Raw genomic sequence first — 19,419 nt, 5'->3', positions numbered from 1 at the left:
GTCTGCGTTTCTCCGGTCCTAAGACATCAATCATCTGTTCTCCAATGACTAGTCTAAAAACTAGTATTAAGACTATCACTTATTTAAGTGATATTGGTTGTCTGGAGATTCTGGGGGCTAGTCTAGTTACCTTCGAGCGCATCGGCTTTAGCGTGCAGCGCCCACGCCCTGAATCTCATTGAAAAGCGAACGCTGGATCATGAGGAGATGAAAGCACTTAACCGGGAGGTGATTGAATACTTCAAAGAACATGTCAATCCGGGATTTTTAGAGTATCGCAAATCTGTTACCGCTGGCGGGGATTACGGAGCCGTAGAGTGGCAAGCGGGAGGTTTAAATACGCTTGTCGACACCCAGGGACAGGAGTTTATTGACTGCCTGGGAGGTTTTGGAATTTTCAACGTGGGGCACCGTAATCCAGTTGTAGTTTCCGCCGTACAGAATCAACTTGCGAAACAGCCACTGCATAGCCAGGAGTTGCTCGATCCGTTACGGGCGATGCTGGCGAAAACCCTTGCCGCGCTGACGCCCGGCAAACTGAAATACAGCTTCTTCTGTAATAGCGGCACCGAGTCCGTTGAAGCGGCGCTAAAACTGGCGAAGGCTTATCAGTCACCGCGCGGCAAATTTACTTTTATTGCTACCAGCGGCGCGTTCCACGGCAAATCGCTTGGCGCACTGTCGGCCACGGCGAAATCGACCTTCCGCAAACCGTTTATACCACTGCTGCCGGGTTTCCGTCATGTACCGTTTGGCAATATTGAAGCCATGCGCACAACCCTTAGCGAGTGCAAAAAAACCGGTGATGATGTTGCCGCAGTGATCCTTGAGCCAATTCAGGGCGAAGGTGGTGTAATTCTGCCGCCGCCGGGTTATCTCACCGCCGTACGTAAGCTGTGCGATGAGTTCGGCGCACTGATGATCCTCGATGAAGTGCAAACGGGCATGGGGCGCACGGGCAAGATGTTCGCCTGCGAACATGAGAACGTTCAGCCGGACATCCTGTGCCTGGCGAAAGCCCTCGGCGGCGGCGTGATGCCGATTGGCGCGACCATCGCCACCGAAGAGGTATTCTCAGTGCTGTTCGACAATCCGTTTCTGCATACCACCACTTTTGGCGGCAACCCGCTGGCCTGTGCGGCAGCGCTGGCAACCATCAACGTGTTGCTGGAACAGAATTTACCGGCCCAGGCTGAGCAAAAAGGCGATATGTTGCTGGACGGTTTCCGTCAACTGGCACGGGAATATCCCGATCTGGTGCAGGACGCGCGCGGCAAAGGAATGTTGATGGCGATTGAGTTTGTTGATAACGAAATCGGCTACAACTTTGCCAGCGAGATGTTCCGCCAGCGCGTGCTGGTTGCCGGAACGCTCAACAATGCCAAAACGATCCGCATTGAACCGCCACTGACACTGAGCATTGAACAGTGTGAACAGGTGATCAAAGCGGCGCGTAAGGCGCTGGCCGCCATGCGAGTAAGTGTCGAAGAGGCGTAATACCGATGGCGGATAGCGAGGCAAATTCGCCATCCGCCATTTTTTATACGATACGCACACCCGCAGGCATCATCCGCTCCGGCGCTAATAACACGCTTTCACTGCCGTCATCAGTTTCTGCACACAACAGCATGCATTCCGAAGTTTCACCGCGCATTTTTGCTTTTTGCAGATTGCACAGTACCACCACCGTTTTACCCATCAGCTCTTCTTCGCGGTAGTACGGCACCAGGCTGGTCACGGTTTGCAGCGTTCTTTCACCGACATCAACCTGTACGATGTACAGCTTGTCGGCGTTTTCATGGCGTTTAACTTCCACAATCTTCCCGACACGCATTTCCAGACGCGCAAAATCAGCGTAAGCCACGGTTTCCATTGTTTCTCTCCTTCAAGTAAAATTTTACTAAACTATAGCAAAAGTTTTTCTGAATCCTGTAGGCTAAAAATAGAGAATGCAGGCGTGATCACATTCATAAGCCACTGTGTTACCGTTACAGCGTCAAAGAAACGCGCTTTATTTACTGAAAACAGGTGACCCAATAAGCACTTCCTCTACAATGAAGGCGCACATCAGGGAAAGTAAAAAAGGTAAACATGGCAACACTAAAAGACATCGCAATCGAAGCTGGCGTATCCCTGGCGACAGTATCCAGGGTCTTAAATGACGATCCGACATTGAATGTAAAGGAAGAGACGAAACATCGCATTCTGGAGATCGCAGAAAAGCTGGAGTACAAGACCAGCAGCGCCCGTAAATTACAGACTGGCGCAGTCAACCAGCACCATATTCTGGCCATCTACAGCTACCAGCAGGAGCTGGAGATCAACGACCCTTACTATCTGGCGATCCGTCACGGCATTGAAACCCAGTGCGAAAAGCTGGCGATCGAACTGACCAACTGTTATGAGCACAACGGCTTGCCGGACATTAAAAACGTCACTGGCATTTTAATTGTCGGCAAGCCCACGCCTGCCCTACGCGCCGCCGCCAGTGCGTTAACCGATAATATCTGTTTTATCGACTTTCACGAGCCAGGCAGCAATTACGATGCGGTAGATATCGATCTGGCACGCATCAGTAAAGAAATCATCGATTTCTATATTGCTCAGGGTGTAAATCGCATCGGTTTTATTGGCGGCGAAGACGAGCCAGGCAAAGCAGATATTCGCGAAGCGGCATTTGTCGAGTATGGTCATCTCAAGCACGTTGTGCGCGAAGAGGATATCTGGCGCGGCGGTTTTTCCAGCTCGTCAGGCTATGAACTGGCAAAACAAATGCTGGCGCGGGAAAACTACCCGAAGGCATTGTTTGTCGCTTCCGATTCCATTGCTATCGGCGTACTACGGGCAATTCATGAACGTGGCCTGAACATCCCGCAGGATATTTCGCTTATCAGCGTTAACGACATTCCTACCGCGCGATTTACCTTTCCGCCGCTCTCAACCGTGCGAATCCATTCCGAGATGATGGGAAGCCAGGGCGTTAATCTGGTGTATGAAAAGGCTCGCGATGGTCGCGCGCTGCCGCTGCTAGTCTTCGTTCCCAGCAAATTAAAACTGCGCGGTACAACCCGCTAAATCCCCTCACACACTGTCTGGCAATCGTTTTTGCCGGACAGTGCTGCCGTTTATTTTCGTGATCCAGTTAAAGTAAATGCATTTACCTGCTATTTTTTAGTAAAAATTTTACTAAACTCCCCATCAATTACACAAACTACCATCGCCATAAATGGTTCCGATTTCTCTCTACCGGGAGGCCCTATGAATCGCTGGGAAAACATTCAGCTCACCCACGAAAACCGACTTACGCCGCGTGCGTACTTTTTTTCATATGATTCTGTTGCGCAGGCACGTACCTTTGCCCGCGAAACCAGCAGCCTGTTTCTGCCTTTAAGCGGTCAGTGGAATTTCCATTTTTTTGATCATCCGTTGCAAGTGCCAGAAGCCTTCACCTCTGAGCTAATGGCTGACTGGGGGCACATCACCGTCCCCGCCATGTGGCAAATGGAAGGTCACGGCAAACTGCAATATACCGACGAAGGTTTTCCATTCCCCATCGATGTGCCGTTTGTTCCCAGCGATAACCCAACCGGTGCCTATCAACGTATTTTCACCCTCAGCGACGGCTGGCAGGGTAAACAGACGCTGATTAAATTTGACGGCGTCGAAACCTATTTTGAAGTCTACGTTAACGGTCAGTATGTTGGCTTCAGCAAGGGCAGTCGCCTGACCGCAGAGTTTGACATCAGTACGATGGTTAAAACCGGCGACAACCTGTTGTGTGTGCGCGTGATGCAGTGGGCTGACTCCACCTACGTGGAAGACCAGGATATGTGGTGGTCGGCGGGGATCTTCCGCGATGTTTATCTGATCGGTAAACAACTGACGCACATTAACGATTTCACCGTGCGTACCGACTTTGACGAAGCCTATTGCGACGCCACACTTTCCTGCGAAGTGGTGCTGGAAAATCTCGCTGCCTCCCCTGCCGTAACGACGCTGGAATATACCCTGTTCGACGGCGAACGCGTGGTGCACCGCAGCGCCATTAATCACCTGGCAATTGAAAAACTGACCAGCGCCAGTTTTGCTTTTACTGTCGAACAGCCGCAGCAATGGTCGGCAGAATCCCCTTATCTTTACCATCTGGTCATGACGCTGAAAGATGCCAACGGCAATGTTCTGGAAGTGGTGCCGCAACGCGTTGGCTTCCGTGATATCAAAGTGCGCGACGGTCTGTTCTGGATCAATAACCGTTATGTGATGCTGCACGGCGTCAATCGCCACGACAACGATCATCGCAAAGGCCGCGCCGTTGGGATAGATCGCGTTGAGAAAGATATCCAGTTGATGAAACAACACAACATCAACTCTGTGCGTACTGCTCACTACCCGAATGATCCGCGTTTTTACGAACTGTGTGATATCTACGGCCTGTTTGTGATGGCGGAAACCGACGTCGAATCGCACGGCTTTGCTAACGTTGGTGATATCAGCCGCATTACCGACGATCCGCAGTGGGAAAAAGTCTACGTCGAGCGCATCGTTCGTCATATTCACGCGCAGAAAAACCATCCGTCGATCATCATCTGGTCGCTGGGCAACGAGTCCGGCTATGGCTGTAACATCCGCGCGATGTACCACGCAGCGAAGGCGCTGGATGACACGCGTCTGGTTCACTACGAAGAAGATCGCGATGCTGAAGTGGTCGATATTATTTCCACCATGTACACCCGCGTGCCGCTGATGAATGAGTTTGGTGAATACCCGCATCCAAAACCGCGCATCATCTGTGAATACGCCCATGCGATGGGTAACGGACCTGGCGGGCTGACGGAATACCAGAACGTCTTCTATAAGCACGATTGCATTCAGGGGCATTATGTCTGGGAGTGGTGTGATCACGGGATCCTGGCGCAGGATGACAACGGCAACGTCTGGTATAAATTCGGCGGCGATTACGGCGACTATCCCAACAACTATAACTTCTGTCTTGATGGTTTGATCTATTCCGATCAGACACCGGGGCCGGGTCTGAAAGAGTACAAACAGGTTATCGCGCCGGTAAAAATTCACGCGTTGGATCTGAATCGCGGCGAACTGAAAGTCGAAAATAAACTGTGGTTTACCACGCTTGATGACTACACCCTGCACGTAGACGTGCGCGCCGAAGGTGAAACGCTCGCGACGCAGCAAATTAAGCTGCGCGACGTTGCGCCGAACAGCGAAGCCCCCTTGCACATCACGCTGCCGCAACTGGACACCCGCGAAGCGTTTCTCAACATTACGGTGACCAAAGATTCCCGCACTCGCTACAGCGACGCTGGGCACCCTATCGCTACTTATCAGTTCCCGCTGAAGGAAAACACTGCGCAGCCTGTGCCTTTCGCGCCGAATAACGCCCATCCGCTGACGCTGGAAGATGAACGTTTGAGCTGCACCGTTCGCGGCTACAACTTCGCAATCACCTTCTCAAAATTGACTGGCAAACCGACGTCATGGCAGGTGAATGGCGAATCACTGCTGACTCGCGAGCCAAAGATCAACTTCTTCAAGCCAATGATCGACAACCACAAGCAGGAGTACGAAGGACTGTGGCAACCGAATCATTTGCAGATCATGCAGGAGCATCTGCGCGACTTTGCCGTTGAGCAAAGTGATGGCGAGGTGTTGATCATCAGCCGCACGGTTATTGCCCCGCCGGTGTTTGACTTCGGGATGCGCTGCACCTACATCTGGCGCATCGCTGCCGATGGTCAGGTTAACGTGGCACTTTCCGGCGAACGTTACGGCGACTATCCGCACATCATTCCGTGCATCGGTTTCACCATGGGAATTAACGGCGAATACGATCAGGTGGCGTATTACGGACGTGGACCGGGCGAAAACTACGCCGACAGCCAGCAGGCTAACATCATCGATATCTGGCGCAGCAACGTCGATGCCATGTTCGAGAACTATCCCTTCCCGCAGAACAACGGCAACCGCCAGCATGTCCGCTGGGCGGCACTGACTAACCGCCACGGCAGCGGTCTGCTGGTGGTTCCGCAGCGCCCGATTAACTTCAGCGCCTGGCACTATACCCAGGAGAACATCCACGCAGCCCAGCACTGCAACGAGCTGCGGCGCAGCGATGACATCACTCTGAACCTCGACCACCAGTTGCTTGGCCTCGGCTCCAACTCCTGGGGTAGCGAGGTGCTGGACTCCTGGCGCGTCTGGTTCCGTGACTTCAGCTACGGCTTTACGTTGCTGCCAGTTTCTGGCGGAGAAGCCACCGCGCAAAGCCTGGCGTCGCATGAGTTCGGCGCAGGGTTCTTTTCCACGAATTTGCACAGCGAGAATAAGCAATGAGGATCATCGATAACTTAGAACAGTTCCGCCAGATTTACGCCTCTGGCAAGAAGTGGCAACGCTGCGTTGAAGCGATTGAAAATATCGACAATATTCAGCCTGGCGTCGCCCACTCCATCGGTGACTCATTGACCTATCGAATGGAAAACGACTCCGCGACTGATGCGTTATTTACCGGACATCGCCGCTATTTTGAAGTGCATTACTACCTGCAAGGGCAGCAAAAAATTGAATATGCGCCGAAAGAGATGTTACAGGTCGTGGAATATTATCGCGATGAAACTGACCGTGAATATTTAAAGGGTTGCGGAGAAACCGTTGAAGTTCATGAAGGGCAAATCGTTATTTGCGATAACCATGAAGCGTATCGGTTTATCTGTAATAACGCAGTCAAAAAAGTCGTTCTCAAAGTCACCATCGAAGATGGTTATTTCCATAACAAATAACAACTACGGCGGCAAAAGGAGTTTGCCGCCACCGCTACCCTACTCATTTTCGGAGATGTGTTATGTCTGATACCAAACGTAATACAATCGGCAAATTCGGCTTGCTCTCGCTGACTTTTGCCGCCGTTTATAGCTTTAATAACGTCATCAATAATAATATTGAGCTTGGACTGGCCTCGGCACCGATGTTTTTCCTCGCGACGATTTTTTATTTTATTCCCTTCTGTCTGATCATCGCAGAATTTGTTTCGTTAAATAAAAACTCGGAAGCTGGTGTCTACGCATGGGTAAAAAGTTCGCTGGGCGGACGTTGGGCATTTATTACTGCCTATACCTACTGGTTCGTGAACCTGTTCTTTTTCACCTCATTATTGCCGCGCGTTATTGCTTACGCCTCGTATGCCTTCCTCGGCTACGAATATATTATGACGCCAGTTGCCACCACCATTATCAGCATGGTGCTGTTCGCCTTCTCCACATGGGTTTCCACCAACGGGGCGAAAATGCTGGGACCAATCACCTCCGTTACTTCAACGCTGATGCTGCTGTTAACGCTCTCCTACATTTTACTGGCAGGTACGGCGCTGGTTGGCGGCGTACAACCTGCAGACCCCATCACCGTTGACGCGATGATCCCGAACTTTAACTGGGCGTTCCTCGGCGTTACCACCTGGATCTTTATGGCCGCAGGCGGCGCAGAGTCCGTTGCTGTGTACGTTAACGACGTTAAAGGCGGATCGAAATCGTTCGTTAAAGTGATCATCCTCGCCGGGATTTTTATCGGTGTACTGTACTCCGTCTCCTCGGTGCTGATTAACGTCTTCGTCAGCAGCAAAGAGTTGAAATTTACTGGCGGATCGGTGCAGGTATTCCACGGCATGGCCGCATACTTTGGTCTGCCGGAAGCATTAATGAACCGCTTTGTTGGCCTTGTGTCCTTTACCGCGATGTTTGGTTCCCTGCTGATGTGGACCGCAACGCCGGTGAAAATTTTCTTTTCCGAAATCCCGGAAGGGATCTTTGGTAAGAAAACCGTCGAACTGAACGAAAACGGCGTTCCGGCGCGCGCGGCGTGGATCCAGTTCCTGATCGTGATCCCACTGATGATTATCCCGATGCTCGGCTCCAATACCGTGCAGGATCTAATGAATACTATTATTAATATGACCGCGGCAGCGTCCATGCTTCCGCCGTTATTCATCATGCTGGCCTATCTGAATTTACGCGCCAAATTAGATCACCTGCCACGTGATTTCCGTATGGGTTCCCGTCGCACCGGTATTATCGTTGTTTCAATGCTGATTGCGATATTTGCCGTAGGATTTGTCGCCTCGACCTTCCCGACCGGTGCAAATATTCTGACCATCATTTTTTATAACGTCGGCGGTATTGTTATTTTCCTCGGCTTTGCGTGGTGGAAATACAGCAAATATATAAAAGGATTAACGGCTGAAGAACGCCATATTGAAGCGACGCCAGCCAACAACGTGGATTAAGCAGACTAATAAAAAATGAGCAGGCATTTTCCCTCTTCCTGGATGGGGAGAGGGAAAATAGTTTCTGCCTGAGTATTTTTAACATTATTAATTATGTCGATAAAAGGCTGTACTTTTTCTTTAGCTCATGGATTAACATTATGAAATTTAATAGTACGCCTTGCAGAGCATTAGTTGCTCTGCCGTTTTGCTACGCGTTTTTTGCGGCCGCTGATGAAGCACGTCCGGCAGAACATGACGACACAAAAACACCCGCGATTACTTCGACGTCTTCTCCTTCATTTCGTTTTTACGGCGAATTAGGGGTTGGTGGATATATGGATTTAGAGGGTGAGAATAAACATAAATACAGTGACGGCACCTATATTGAAGGTGGCCTGGAGATGAAGTATGGCTCCTGGTTCGGCCTGATTTACGACGAAGGCTGGACCGTGCAGGCCGACCACGACGGCAATGCATGGGTGCCTGACCATAGCTGGGGCGGTTTTGAAGGTGGGATTAACCGTTTCTATGGCGGTTATCGTACCAATGATGGCACCGAAATCATGCTGAGTCTGCGTCAGGATTCCTCACTGGATGACCTGCAATGGTGGGGCGATTTCACGCCCGATCTGGGCTACGTCATTCCCAATACCCGTGACATTATGACCGCGCTGAAGGTACAAAACCTAACCGGTAATTTTCGTTATAGCGTCACCGCCACACCTGCCGGACATCATGACGAAAGCAAAGCCTGGCTGCATTTTGGCAAATACGATCGCTACGACGATAAATACACCTATCCGGCAATGATGAACGGTTACATCCAGTATGACCTTGCCGAAGGCATCACCTGGATGAACGGTCTGGAAATTACCGACGGCACAGGACAGCTTTATCTCACTGGCCTGCTTACCCCTAACTTCGCCGCACGCGCCTGGCACCATACCGGACGCGCCGACGGGCTGGACGTACCGGGAAGTGAAAGCGGGATGATGGTGAGCGCCATGTATGAAGCGTTAAAAGGCATTTATCTCTCCACCGCTTACACCTACGCCAGACATCGCCCTGACCACGCAGACGATGAAACCACCTCTTTCATGCAGTTTGGTATCTGGTACGAGTACGGTGGTGGACGTTTCGCAACGGCTTTTGACAGCCGCTTCTACATGAAAAATGCCTCTCACGATCCCAGCGACCAACTCTTCCTGATGCAATATTTTTACTGGTAATAAGGACAGTAATCTCATGAAAATCAAAACCATTTTAACGCCAGTAGTCTGCGCCCTGCTGATGAGCTTTTCCGCCCATGCCGCTAACGCCGACAATTATAAAAACGTGATTAACCGTACCGGCGCGCCGCAGTACATGAAGGATTACGATTACGACGACCACCAGCGTTTTAACCCATTTTTCGATCTCGGTGCCTGGCATGGCCACCTGTTGCCTGACGGCCCGAACACCATGGGTGGCTTTCCGGGCGTTGCACTGCTAACGGAAGAGTACATCAACTTTATGGCCACCAATTTCGACCGCCTGACTGTCTGGCAGGACGGCCAAAAAGTCGACTTCACACCGGAGGCATACAGTATTCCCGGTGCGCTGGTGCAAAAGCTGACAGCAAAAGATGTGCAGATAGAAATGACTCTGCGCTTCGCCACGCCGCGCACGTCACTACTGGAAACCAAAATCACCAGCGATAAACCGCTGGATCTGGTGTGGGACGGCGAGCTGCTGGAAAAACTGGAAGCGAAAGAAGGGAAACCGCTTTCTGATAAAACCATTACTGGCGAGTACCCTGATTATCAACGCAAGATCAGCGCCACCCGTGATGGCCTGAAAGTTACCTTTGGCAAAGTGCGCGCCACCTGGGATCTGCTGACCTCCGGCGAATCGGAATATCAGGTGCATAAATCATTACCGATGCAGACTGAAATCAACGGTAATCGCTTTACCAGTAAGGCGCATATCAACGGTTCGACGACACTCTATACCACCTATTCCCATCTGCTGACCGCCCAGGAAGTCAGCAAAGAACAGATGCAAATCCGCGATATTCTGGCGCGTCCGGCGTTTTATCTCACCGCCTCGCAGCGACGCTGGGAAGAGTACCTGAAGAAAGGGTTAACCAATCCGGATGCGACGCTGGAGCAGACGCGCGTCGCGGTGAAAGCGATCGAAACCCTCAACGGCAACTGGCGTTCGCCGGGCGGTGCGGTGAAATATAACACCGTCACGCCGTCGGTAACCGGGCGTTGGTTCTCCGGCAATCAGACCTGGCCGTGGGATACCTGGAAGCAGGCGTTTGCGATGGCGCATTTCAATCCGGACATCGCCAAAGAGAATATCCGCGCGGTCTTCTCCTGGCAGATCCAACCTGGCGACGCCGTGCGTCCGCAGGATGTGGGATTTGTGCCGGACCTGATTGCGTGGAACCTTAGCCCCGAGCGTGGCGGCGATGGCGGCAACTGGAATGAACGTAATACCAAACCCAGTCTTGCCGCCTGGTCGGTGATGGAAGTGTACAACGTCACCCAGGATAAAGGCTGGTTGGCAGAGATGTACCCGAAACTGGTGGCCTATCACGATTGGTGGTTACGTAACCGCGATCATAACGGCAACGGCGTACCGGAATATGGCGCAACCCGCGATAAAGCCCACAATACTGAGAATGGCGAGATGCTGTTTACAGTGAAAAAAGGCGACAAAGAAGAGACGCAGTCCGGGCTGAACAATTACGCCCGGGTAGTTGAGAAAGGCCAGTACGACAGCCTGGAAATTCCGGCGCAGGTTGCCGCGTCGTGGGAATCGGGTCGTGATGATGCAGCCGTCTTTGGTTTTATCGACAAAGAACAATTGGATAAATATGTCGCTAACGGCGGCAAACGTAGTGACTGGACGGTGAAATTCGCTGAAAACCGCAGTCAGGACGGGACGTTGCTGGGCTACTCGTTGTTACAGGAATCGGTGGATCAGGCCAGCTATATGTACAGCGATAATCATTATCTGGCCGAGATGGCGAAAATCCTCGGCAAACCCGAAGAAGCCAAACGTTATCGCCAGTTGGCAGTACAGCTCGCAGATTACATCAATACTTGTATGTTCGACCCGGCCACACAGTTCTACTATGACATACGCATTGAAGATAAACCGTTAGCGAACGGCTGCGCGGGCAAGCCGATTGTCGAGCGCGGTAAAGGGCCGGAAGGCTGGTCGCCGCTGTTTAATGGTGCAGCAACGCAGGCCAATGCCGACGCGGTGGTGAAGGTGATGCTGGACACCAAAGAGTTCAACACCTTTGTCCCACTGGGAACGGCAGCGTTAACCAATCCGGCCTTTGGCGCGGATATCTACTGGCGCGGGCGCGTATGGGTGGATCAGTTCTGGTTTGCTCTGAAAGGTATGGAGCGTTACGGTTATCGCGATGATGCCCTGAAACTTGCGGATACTTTTTTCCAGCACGCCAAAGGCTTAACCGCCGACGGTCCGATTCAGGAGAATTACAACCCGCTGACCGGCGCACAGCAAGGTGCCCCAAATTTCTCCTGGAGCGCAGCGCATTTGTATATGTTGTATAACGATTTTTTCCGTAAGCAGTAATTTACAACGGCTGGCGGATGCGGCGTGAACGCCTTATCCGCCCTACATGTACGCCCGTAGGCCGGATAAGACGCGGCAAGCGTCGCATCCGGCATTACCATCGGGCGTATTCTTTTTGAATCCCATCACAAACCCCGCATTCCCCTTTTCCCTTTTCTCCGGCGACGGCTAAATTAGAACTCATCCGACCACATAACAATTATTTTACATACTGGACAATCTTATGAGCTACCCGTCGCTGTTCGCCCCGCTTGATTTAGGCTTCACCACGTTAAAAAACCGCGTACTGATGGGGTCAATGCACACCGGGCTGGAGGAATACCCGGATGGCGCTGAGCGGCTGGCGGCGTTTTATGCCGAACGCGCCCGCCACGGCGTGGCGCTGATTGTCAGCGGCGGTATCGCACCAGATTTAACGGGCGTTGGCATGGAAGGCGGCGCAATGCTCAACGACGCCAGTCAGATCCCACACCATCGCATTATTACCGAAGCGGTACATCAGGAAGGCGGCAAAATCGCCCTACAAATTTTGCATACCGGGCGCTACAGTTACCAGCCGCATCTGGTCGCCCCGTCCGCATTGCAGGCTCCCATCAACCATTTCGTTCCTCATGAGTTAAGCCATGAAGAGATCCTGCAACTGATCAACGATTTCGCCCGCTGTGCGCAACTGGCGCGGGAGGCCGGATACGATGGCGTAGAAGTTATGGGTTCCGAAGGGTATTTGATCAACGAATTTCTGACTCTGCGCACCAACCAGCGTAGCGACCAGTGGGGTGGTGATTACCCTAACCGGATGCGGTTTGCCGTTGAAGTGGTACGTGCAGTGCGCGAACGCGTCGGCAACGATTTCATTATTATCTACCGTCTGTCGATGCTCGATCTGGTAGAAGGCGGCAGCACTTTTACCGAAACGGTACAACTGGCGCAGGCCATTGAAACGGCTGGCGCAACCATTATCAATACCGGCATTGGCTGGCATGAAGCGCGGATTCCGACCATCGCCACTCCCGTGCCGCGCGGCGCATTCAGTTGGGTCACGCGCAAACTGAAAGGCCATGTATCACTGCCGCTGGTGACCACCAACCGAATTAACGATCCGCAGGTTGCCGACGATATCCTCTCGCGTGGCGATGCGGACATGGTGTCGATGGCGCGACCGTTTCTGGCTGATGCCGAGCTGCTGTCAAAAGCGCAATCGGGGAGAGCTGATGAGATCAACACCTGTATTGGCTGTAACCAGGCCTGTCTGGATCAGATCTTCGTCGGCAAAGTGACTTCGTGTCTGGTCAATCCTCGCGCCTGCCATGAAACCAAAATGCCAATCCTTCCTGCTATGCAGAAAAAAAATCTGGCGGTGGTCGGTGCAGGTCCGGCGGGGCTGGCGTTTGCCATTAACGCAGCAGCACGTGGACATCAGGTAACGCTGTTTGATACTCACGGCGAGATCGGTGGGCAGTTCAACATTGCCAAACAGATCCCCGGTAAAGAGGAGTTCTACGAAACACTGCGTTACTACCGCCGGATGATCGAAGTGACGGGCGTGACGCTGAAACTCAATCACACCGTGACGGCGGATCAATTACAGGCGTTCGATGAAACGATCCTTGCCAGCGGGATCGTGCCGCGTATTCCGCCCATCGACGGGATCGATCATCCGAAAGTACTGAGTTACCTCGATGTACTGCGCGACAAAGCGCCAGTGGGCAACAAAGTCGCCATCATCGGTTGTGGCGGTATTGGTTTTGATACGGCAATGTATTTGAGTCAGCCAGGCGAATCCACCAGCCAGAATATCGCTGAATTCTGCACAGAATGGGGGATCGACAGCAGCCTGCAACAAGCTGGTGGCTTAAGTTCGCAAGGTATACAGATCCCCCGTAGCCCACGACAAATCGTAATGCTCCAACGTAAAGCCAGCAAACCAGGTCAGGGATTGGGTAAAACCACCGGTTGGATCCATCGTACCACCCTGCTCTCGCGCGGCGTGAAAATGATCCCAGGCGTAAGTTATCAGAAGATCGATGATGACGGACTGCATGTGGTGATCAACGGTGAAACACAGGTATTCGCAGTAGATCATGTGGTGATCTGTGCAGGGCAAGAGCCAAACCGCGCACTGGCACAACCGCTCATTGATAGCGGGAAAACCGTGCATTTAATTGGCGGCTGCGATGTGGCTATGGAGCTGGACGCACGACGAGCGATAGCTCAGGGGACGCGGCTTGCGCTGGAGATTTAAATCGTTCTTTGAAGTGCCGGATGCGACGCTTGACGCGTCTTATCCGGCCTGGGGGTAACGTGCTGAATGTAAGCCGGATAAGCGTTTACGCCGCATCCGGCAGGTAGCTCCCAACCTTATCGACGACGCCCCAGCTTCACTGCTTTCAGCACCACAAATTTATTATTCGTCGCGATAGTGGTGCAATTGCCAAAAATCTTCTTCAGTTTGTGAAAGTAATCCAGATGGCGGTTGGCAACGATATACAGCTCACCGTTGATTTTCAGGCAGCGGCGGGCGTGGTGGAACATCTCCCAGGCAACGTTATCGGTCAGCGCATGTTGCTGGTGAAACGGCGGGTTGCAGAGCACAGCATTAAAGCGAAAAGGCTCTACGCCAGAAAGTGCGTTGTTGATCATAAACTCGCAGCGATCCAGCGCTTCAGGCATGTTGGTTTCTACGTTCAATCGGCTGGAAGCAACTGCCATCGGTGATTCATCGACAAACACCACTTTCGCCTGCGGGTTTTTATCAAGCAGCGTCAGACCAATGACGCCATTACCACAGCCGAGATCGACAATCTCCCCTTCAAGATTTTCCGGCAGATGCTGCATAAAGAAACGCGCGCCAATATCCAGCCCGGTGCGGGAGAAGACATTCGCATGGTTGTGGATAGTCCAGTCGGTGCCTTCCAGTTTCCAGCTAACGGTCTGCGGTGCATCAGCCAGCGGCGGTTCATTGAAGGTACAGTTAATCAGTCGCGCTTTTTTCCATGCCAGCGTGGTGGTGGTTGGGCCGAGCACTTTTTCGAACAGTTCCAGCGTGGAAGTGTGAATGTCGCGGGCTTTAGCGCCAGCAATAATACGTGTATCCGGCGTGACCACTTTGCGCAGCGCACGCAGTTGTTGTTCCAGCAACGCCAGCGTTTTCGGCACCTTGATCAACACCACGCCCGGCTGTTGCGGGTAGTCGGCAGTGCTGTCGAGAAACTTCACGCTCGACTCATCAATCCCGTTGAGACGCAAATTCTCGCGCGTTGCCAGCTCGCTGATATACGAATCACCAATACTGTACGGTTTATGTTCCGCCAGCGCGCAGCTTAACGCACCGAAAGCATCATTCAGGATTAACACCGGGCCGCGGATTTCTGTGTCGTCCAACTGTTGCAGCAAATATTCATCCGCCGCTTCCCACGCCTGTAGCGGGTTAACGTCATCCGTCGCCGGAAAACGTTGTAGTGTCAGTGAACGGAAACCGTTGTCTAAGTGGCTCATCGGCCCTCCTGAATGATAAAATTTCGACGTTGCCCCTGAAAAGGGTGCGTGAGTATACCCTTTTTCTCTTTTTCATGGGCAGTTATGAGCAATCTTACTTATCTTCAGGGCTATCCCGAGCAGCTACTTTCCCAGGTGCGCACGCTAATTAATGAACAGCGTCTGGGTGATGTGCTGGCAAAACGCTATCCGGGAACGCACGACTACGCCACCGATAAAGCCCTCTGGCAATACACTCAGGATCTGAAAAATCAGTTTCTGCGTAATGCCCCGCCGATCAATAAAGTGATGTATGACAATAAGATCCACGTGCTGAAAAACGCGCTGGGATTACATACTGCTGTTTCCCGCGTGCAGGGCGGCAAGCTGAAAGCGAAGGCTGAAATTCGCGTTGCTACCGTGTTTCGCAACGCGCCGGAACCGTTTTTGCGCATGATCGTGGTGCATGAACTGGCGCATCTGAAAGAGAAGGAGCACAACAAAGCGTTCTACCAGTTGTGCTGTCATATGGAACCACAGTATCACCAGCTTGAGTTCGACACTCGCCTGTGGTTGACGCAACTGTCGCTTGGCCGGGGCAAAATCTGAAAATGGATTCAGGCGTTATATTTTCTCCCATTAACGCCTAAAATCGACGTCCCTCTTTCGTTAAGGATAACGACCATGCTGCGCGCATTTTTCCGCCTTCTTCGTCGCGTTTGTTTTTCCCGCCGGATTCTTAAGATTGCCTGTTTACTGTTGCTTGTAGCAGGCGCGACGGTTTTTATCAGCGATCGGGCGATGGTCAACGCCAGCCAGCAACTAACATGGAGCGATGTCAACGCAGTTCCGGTACGTAACGTGGGGTTATTGCTGGGAGCAAAGCCGGGTAATCGCTACTTTACCCGACGTATTGATAGCGCCGCAGAGTTGTACCACGCCGGAAAAGTGAAGTGGCTGTTGGTCAGTGGCGATAACGGACGAAAAAATTACGATGAAGCGTCAGGAATGCAGCGGGCGCTCATCGCTAAAGGCGTACCGGCGAAAGTCATCTTCTGCGATTATGCCGGATTCTCAACGCTTGATTCGGTGGTGCGCGCCAATAAAGTGTTTGGTGAGAACCATATCACCATTATTTCGCAAAAATTTCATAACCAACGCGCCATCTGGCTGGCAAAACAGTACGGCATCGATGCTATCGGTTTTAATGCCCCTGACCTGAATATGAAACAGGGTTTTTATACTCAACTGCGGGAAAAACTCGCTCGCGTCAGCGCGGTGATTGACGCCAAAATCCTCCATCGCCAGCCGAAATATCTCGGGCCGTCGGTCATGATTGGGCCATTTAGCGAACATGGCTGTCCGGCGCAGAAATAATGCGTATCCACGCACGCCGAAGATGAAAAAGGCGTGCTACATTGACGACAGAATCCCTTTATGGAGTAACCACGCGTTATGATACGTTTCGCCGTGATTGGCACGAACTGGATCACCCGCCAGTTCGTCGAGGCCGCCCATGAGAGCGGCAAATATAAGTTAACCGCCGTCTATTCCCGCAGCCTTGAACAGGCCCAGCACTTCGCCAATGATTTTTCTGTCGAGCATCTGTTCACTTCGCTGGAAGCGATGGCGGAAAGCGATGCCATTGACGCGGTGTATATTGCCAGCCCGAATGCCCTGCATTTTTCCCAGACGCAGCTTTTCCTCAGTCACAAAATGCATGTAATTTGCGAGAAACCGCTGGCGTCGAATCTGGCGGAAGTGGATGCCGCTATTGCCTGCGCGCGGGAAAATCAGGTGGTGCTGTTTGAAGCATTTAAAACGGCCAGCCTGCCTAACTTTCATTTGTTACGCCAGGCGCTGCCGAAAGTCGGCAAATTGCGTAAAGTCTTTTTTAACTACTGCCAGTACTCTTCGCGTTATCAACGTTATCTCGACGGCGAGAATCCCAATACCTTTAATCCGGCGTTCTCTAACGGCTCGATCATGGATATCGGCTTTTACTGCCTGGCGTCGGCAGTGGCGTTATTTGGTGAGCCGAAAAGCGTGCAGGCAACCGCCAGTTTGCTGGCAAGCGGCGTGGATGCCCACGGCGTGGTGGTGATGGATTACGGTGATTTCAGCGTTACGTTGCAGCACTCCAAAGTCAGCGATTCTGTACTGGCAAGCGAGATTCAGGGCGAAGCAGGATCACTGGTAATTGAAAAACTTTCCGAGTGCCAGAAAGTCTGTTTTGTACCGCGTGGCAGCCAGATGCAGGATCTCACCTTGCCGCAGCATATTAATACCATGCTCTACGAAGCAGAGCTGTTCGCCACTCTGGTGGATGAGCATCTGGTAGATCATCCGGGTCTGGCAGTCAGTCGTATCACCGCCAAACTGCTGACCGAGATCCGCCGCCAGACCGGGGGGATTTTTCCGGCAGATAGCGTAAAGCAATAATTGTTACCGTAAAGCAGTGTAAAAGGCATGTAACAGACCATTGACTGGATGAATGGTCTGTCATACTTTGTTACCTGCAAAGGGGAGTAACTTCATTGCCGGTCGATCGTCATTACGATGTGTGAAAAACCACATCCGGTCACCGGGCAACCCGAAAGGAATACGCAGACGTATTCCTTTTTTGTTGTAAGTGAGACCTTGCCGGAAGGCGAGGTCTATGCATAAAAAGCAGCGGCTGACGTCTTCCGACGTTGGCCGTTTTTTTATGTGTAAGGAACTTCTATGAATACTGTCGGCACGCCGTTGTTATGGGGCGGATTCGCTGTCGTTGTCGCTGTTATGCTGGCTATCGACCTGTTGTTGCAGGGGCGTCGGGGTGCGCACGCTATGACCATGAAACAGGCTGCAGCCTGGTCACTGGTTTGGGTGACGCTGTCGTTACTGTTTAACGCCGCTTTCTGGTGGTATCTGGCGCAGACACAGGGACGCGAAGTCGCGGACCCGCAGGCGCTGGCCTTCCTCACTGGTTATCTGATTGAGAAATCTCTGGCGGTTGATAACGTCTTTGTCTGGCTGATGTTGTTCAGCTATTTCTCTGTTCCGGCGGCATTACAACGCCGCGTGCTGGTGTATGGCGTGCTCGGGGCGATTGTCCTGCGTACTATCATGATCTTCACCGGTAGCTGGCTGATTTCGCAGTTCGACTGGATCCTGTATATCTTTGGCGCATTCCTGCTGTTTACTGGCGTGAAGATGGCATTGGCCCATGAAGACGAATCAGGGATTGGCGACAAGCCGCTGGTACGCTGGCTGCGGGGTCATTTGCGCATGACCGACACCATCGACAACGAGCACTTCTTTGTGCGTAAGAATGGCTTGCTGTATGCCACGCCGCTGATGCTGGTGTTGATTCTGGTGGAGTTAAGCGACGTGATTTTCGCCGTGGATAGCATTCCGGCAATCTTCGCCGTCACCACCGATCCGTTCATTGTGCTGACCTCAAACCTGTTTGCGATACTCGGCCTGCGTGCGATGTATTTCCTGCTGGCGGGCGTGGCGGAGCGTTTCTCGATGCTCAAATATGGCCTGGCGGTGATTCTGGTGTTTATTGGTATCAAGATGCTGATTGTCGATTTCTACCATATTCCGATCGCCGTCTCGCTGGGCGTGGTGTTTGGCATTCTGGTGACGACGTTTATTATCAACGCGTGGGTGAATTATCAGCATGATAAGCAGCGGGTAGAGTAATTCGCTGTATATTAAGCCATTACTGGAGATAACTCATTCCAGACAAAGATGAGCTATTAATTATGTAATCGACTTATAGCTCGTTACAAAAAGACCGCAGGGATGCGCGGCGAGGGCGCGTTTTACAGGGATGTTACCTCGCGCCCGTACCCGATAGCCGCAAGGGATAAGCTGAGGGAACCGCGCGGCGGCGATTTTGTTCGCCAGAGCCCGGGGTGCAGGGGGCAGCGGCGATTGGCCGCCCCCTGCGCGCTCCCTGCGCCAGTGACTTTATATGGCATTGCACATTAAAGGAGCGCAACCGTTCTCATACTCCAAATAGTTTTGCCCATATGTTATCTAATCAGCCTTAGTAGTCAGTCCTTCCCTCTGTTTATGTCAAA

The 19,419-nt window shown here is 52.1% G+C and carries 15 protein-coding genes; 13 read left to right on the top strand and 2 right to left on the bottom strand.

The annotated features are described in order from the left end of the window. Both C7B16_RS24995 and ygjG read left to right on the top strand, forming a co-directional pair. Nucleotides 1–182: hypothetical protein (locus tag C7B16_RS24995; RefSeq protein WP_219906382.1), on the top strand; the 182-nt coding region annotated here is incomplete at its 5' end. After that, nucleotides 169–1,497, top strand: coding sequence for a putrescine aminotransferase (gene ygjG, locus C7B16_RS07855; protein ID WP_258182532.1), 1,329 nt, complete (start codon nucleotides 169–171; stop codon nucleotides 1,495–1,497). The genes C7B16_RS24995 and ygjG, both read left to right, overlap by 14 nt. A 43-nt stretch (nucleotides 1,498–1,540) precedes the next feature. Here the strand turns inward: ygjG and C7B16_RS07850 are convergent, their stop codons facing one another. Continuing rightward, the gene (locus tag C7B16_RS07850; protein ID WP_000450593.1) at nucleotides 1,541–1,873 is read right to left on the bottom strand and encodes a tRNA-binding protein; all 333 of its coding nucleotides are present in this window, start codon (nucleotides 1,871–1,873) and stop codon (nucleotides 1,541–1,543) included. A 218-nt stretch (nucleotides 1,874–2,091) separates the two neighbouring features. On the opposite strand from C7B16_RS07850, the gene ebgR reads away from it, so the two are divergent. The 7 genes from ebgR (at nucleotide 2,092) to fadH (ending at nucleotide 14,114) form a co-directional block, all read left to right on the top strand. Then, a complete protein-coding gene (gene ebgR, locus C7B16_RS07840; RefSeq protein ID WP_000212448.1) occupies nucleotides 2,092–3,075 on the top strand; it encodes a transcriptional regulator EbgR in 984 nt (327 codons plus the stop codon). 183 nt (nucleotides 3,076–3,258) lie between these two features. Next, nucleotides 3,259–6,351, top strand: a complete 3,093-nt coding sequence (gene ebgA / locus C7B16_RS07835; protein WP_107179549.1) for a beta-galactosidase subunit alpha — start codon at nucleotides 3,259–3,261, stop codon at nucleotides 6,349–6,351. Next, the gene (locus tag C7B16_RS07830; RefSeq protein WP_107179548.1) at nucleotides 6,348–6,797 is read left to right on the top strand and encodes a beta-galactosidase subunit beta; all 450 of its coding nucleotides are present in this window, start codon (nucleotides 6,348–6,350) and stop codon (nucleotides 6,795–6,797) included. Before ebgA ends, C7B16_RS07830 begins: the two co-directional genes overlap by 4 nt. A 62-nt stretch (nucleotides 6,798–6,859) precedes the next feature. Continuing rightward, a complete protein-coding gene (locus C7B16_RS07825) occupies nucleotides 6,860–8,293 on the top strand; it encodes an amino acid permease (protein ID WP_001285444.1) in 1,434 nt (477 codons plus the stop codon). A gap of 140 nt (nucleotides 8,294–8,433) precedes the next feature. Then, nucleotides 8,434–9,504 (top strand): protein YgjJ, encoded by a 1,071-nt coding sequence (gene ygjJ, locus C7B16_RS07820; RefSeq protein ID WP_107179547.1) that lies wholly within the window; start codon nucleotides 8,434–8,436, stop codon nucleotides 9,502–9,504. A 16-nt stretch (nucleotides 9,505–9,520) separates the two neighbouring features. Beyond that, a complete protein-coding gene (ygjK, locus tag C7B16_RS07815) occupies nucleotides 9,521–11,872 on the top strand; it encodes an alpha-glucosidase (RefSeq protein ID WP_107179546.1) in 2,352 nt (783 codons plus the stop codon). A 223-nt stretch (nucleotides 11,873–12,095) separates the two neighbouring features. Beyond that, nucleotides 12,096–14,114, top strand: coding sequence for an NADPH-dependent 2,4-dienoyl-CoA reductase (gene fadH, locus C7B16_RS07810; protein WP_061091060.1), 2,019 nt, complete (start codon nucleotides 12,096–12,098; stop codon nucleotides 14,112–14,114). A 116-nt stretch (nucleotides 14,115–14,230) separates the two neighbouring features. On the opposite strand, the gene rlmG is transcribed toward fadH, so the two are convergent. After that, the gene (rlmG, locus tag C7B16_RS07805) at nucleotides 14,231–15,367 is read right to left on the bottom strand and encodes a 23S rRNA (guanine(1835)-N(2))-methyltransferase RlmG (protein ID WP_000018671.1); all 1,137 of its coding nucleotides are present in this window, start codon (nucleotides 15,365–15,367) and stop codon (nucleotides 14,231–14,233) included. Nucleotides 15,368–15,451: 84 nt separating this feature from the next. Between rlmG and C7B16_RS07800 the strand changes: the two genes are divergently transcribed. The 4 genes from C7B16_RS07800 to alx all read left to right on the top strand — a co-directional run bounded on the left by C7B16_RS07800 (nucleotide 15,452) and on the right by alx (nucleotide 19,036). Then, nucleotides 15,452–15,955 (top strand): M48 family metallopeptidase, encoded by a 504-nt coding sequence (locus tag C7B16_RS07800; protein WP_016249231.1) that lies wholly within the window; start codon nucleotides 15,452–15,454, stop codon nucleotides 15,953–15,955. 75 nt (nucleotides 15,956–16,030) lie between these two features. Further along, nucleotides 16,031–16,723: a SanA/YdcF family protein gene (locus C7B16_RS07795; protein ID WP_000942580.1), complete on the top strand. Its 693-nt coding sequence runs from the start codon at nucleotides 16,031–16,033 to the stop codon at nucleotides 16,721–16,723. Between the two features lie 78 nt (nucleotides 16,724–16,801). Then, nucleotides 16,802–17,788 carry a Gfo/Idh/MocA family protein gene (locus C7B16_RS07790; protein ID WP_107179545.1) on the top strand — a complete coding sequence of 329 codons (987 nt, stop codon included), beginning with the start codon at nucleotides 16,802–16,804 and terminating at the stop codon, nucleotides 17,786–17,788. A 282-nt stretch (nucleotides 17,789–18,070) separates the two neighbouring features. Further along, on the top strand, nucleotides 18,071–19,036 hold the full coding sequence (gene alx, locus C7B16_RS07785; protein WP_001098824.1) for a TerC family membrane protein Alx: 966 nt from the start codon (nucleotides 18,071–18,073) through the stop codon (nucleotides 19,034–19,036). The last annotated feature ends 383 nt before the right edge of the window (nucleotides 19,037–19,419 follow it).

Origin of the sequence: Escherichia sp. 20412-1 (assembly GCF_003027595.1) — a bacterium.
GTDB classification, from domain to species: Bacteria; Pseudomonadota; Gammaproteobacteria; order Enterobacterales; family Enterobacteriaceae; genus Escherichia; species Escherichia marmotae.
Note: the sequence above shows the minus strand (reverse complement) of the source record. Positions and strands in the feature narration are given on the sequence as shown.

Excerpts from the sequence above, each read along its gene's own strand:
- C7B16_RS07850 (WP_000450593.1), bottom strand. The coding sequence starts at position 1,873 with ATGGAAACCGTGGCTTACGCTGATTTTGCGCGTCTGGAAATGCGTGTC.
- ebgR (WP_000212448.1), top strand. The coding sequence starts at position 2,092 with ATGGCAACACTAAAAGACATCGCAATCGAAGCTGGCGTATCCCTGGCG.
- ebgA (WP_107179549.1), top strand. The coding sequence starts at position 3,259 with ATGAATCGCTGGGAAAACATTCAGCTCACCCACGAAAACCGACTTACG.
- C7B16_RS07830 (WP_107179548.1), top strand. The coding sequence starts at position 6,348 with ATGAGGATCATCGATAACTTAGAACAGTTCCGCCAGATTTACGCCTCT.
- C7B16_RS07825 (WP_001285444.1), top strand. The coding sequence starts at position 6,860 with ATGTCTGATACCAAACGTAATACAATCGGCAAATTCGGCTTGCTCTCG.
- ygjJ (WP_107179547.1), top strand. The coding sequence starts at position 8,434 with ATGAAATTTAATAGTACGCCTTGCAGAGCATTAGTTGCTCTGCCGTTT.
- ygjK (WP_107179546.1), top strand. The coding sequence starts at position 9,521 with ATGAAAATCAAAACCATTTTAACGCCAGTAGTCTGCGCCCTGCTGATG.
- fadH (WP_061091060.1), top strand. The coding sequence starts at position 12,096 with ATGAGCTACCCGTCGCTGTTCGCCCCGCTTGATTTAGGCTTCACCACG.
- rlmG (WP_000018671.1), bottom strand. The coding sequence starts at position 15,367 with ATGAGCCACTTAGACAACGGTTTCCGTTCACTGACACTACAACGTTTT.
- C7B16_RS07800 (WP_016249231.1), top strand. The coding sequence starts at position 15,452 with ATGAGCAATCTTACTTATCTTCAGGGCTATCCCGAGCAGCTACTTTCC.
- C7B16_RS07795 (WP_000942580.1), top strand. The coding sequence starts at position 16,031 with ATGCTGCGCGCATTTTTCCGCCTTCTTCGTCGCGTTTGTTTTTCCCGC.
- C7B16_RS07790 (WP_107179545.1), top strand. The coding sequence starts at position 16,802 with ATGATACGTTTCGCCGTGATTGGCACGAACTGGATCACCCGCCAGTTC.
- alx (WP_001098824.1), top strand. The coding sequence starts at position 18,071 with ATGAATACTGTCGGCACGCCGTTGTTATGGGGCGGATTCGCTGTCGTT.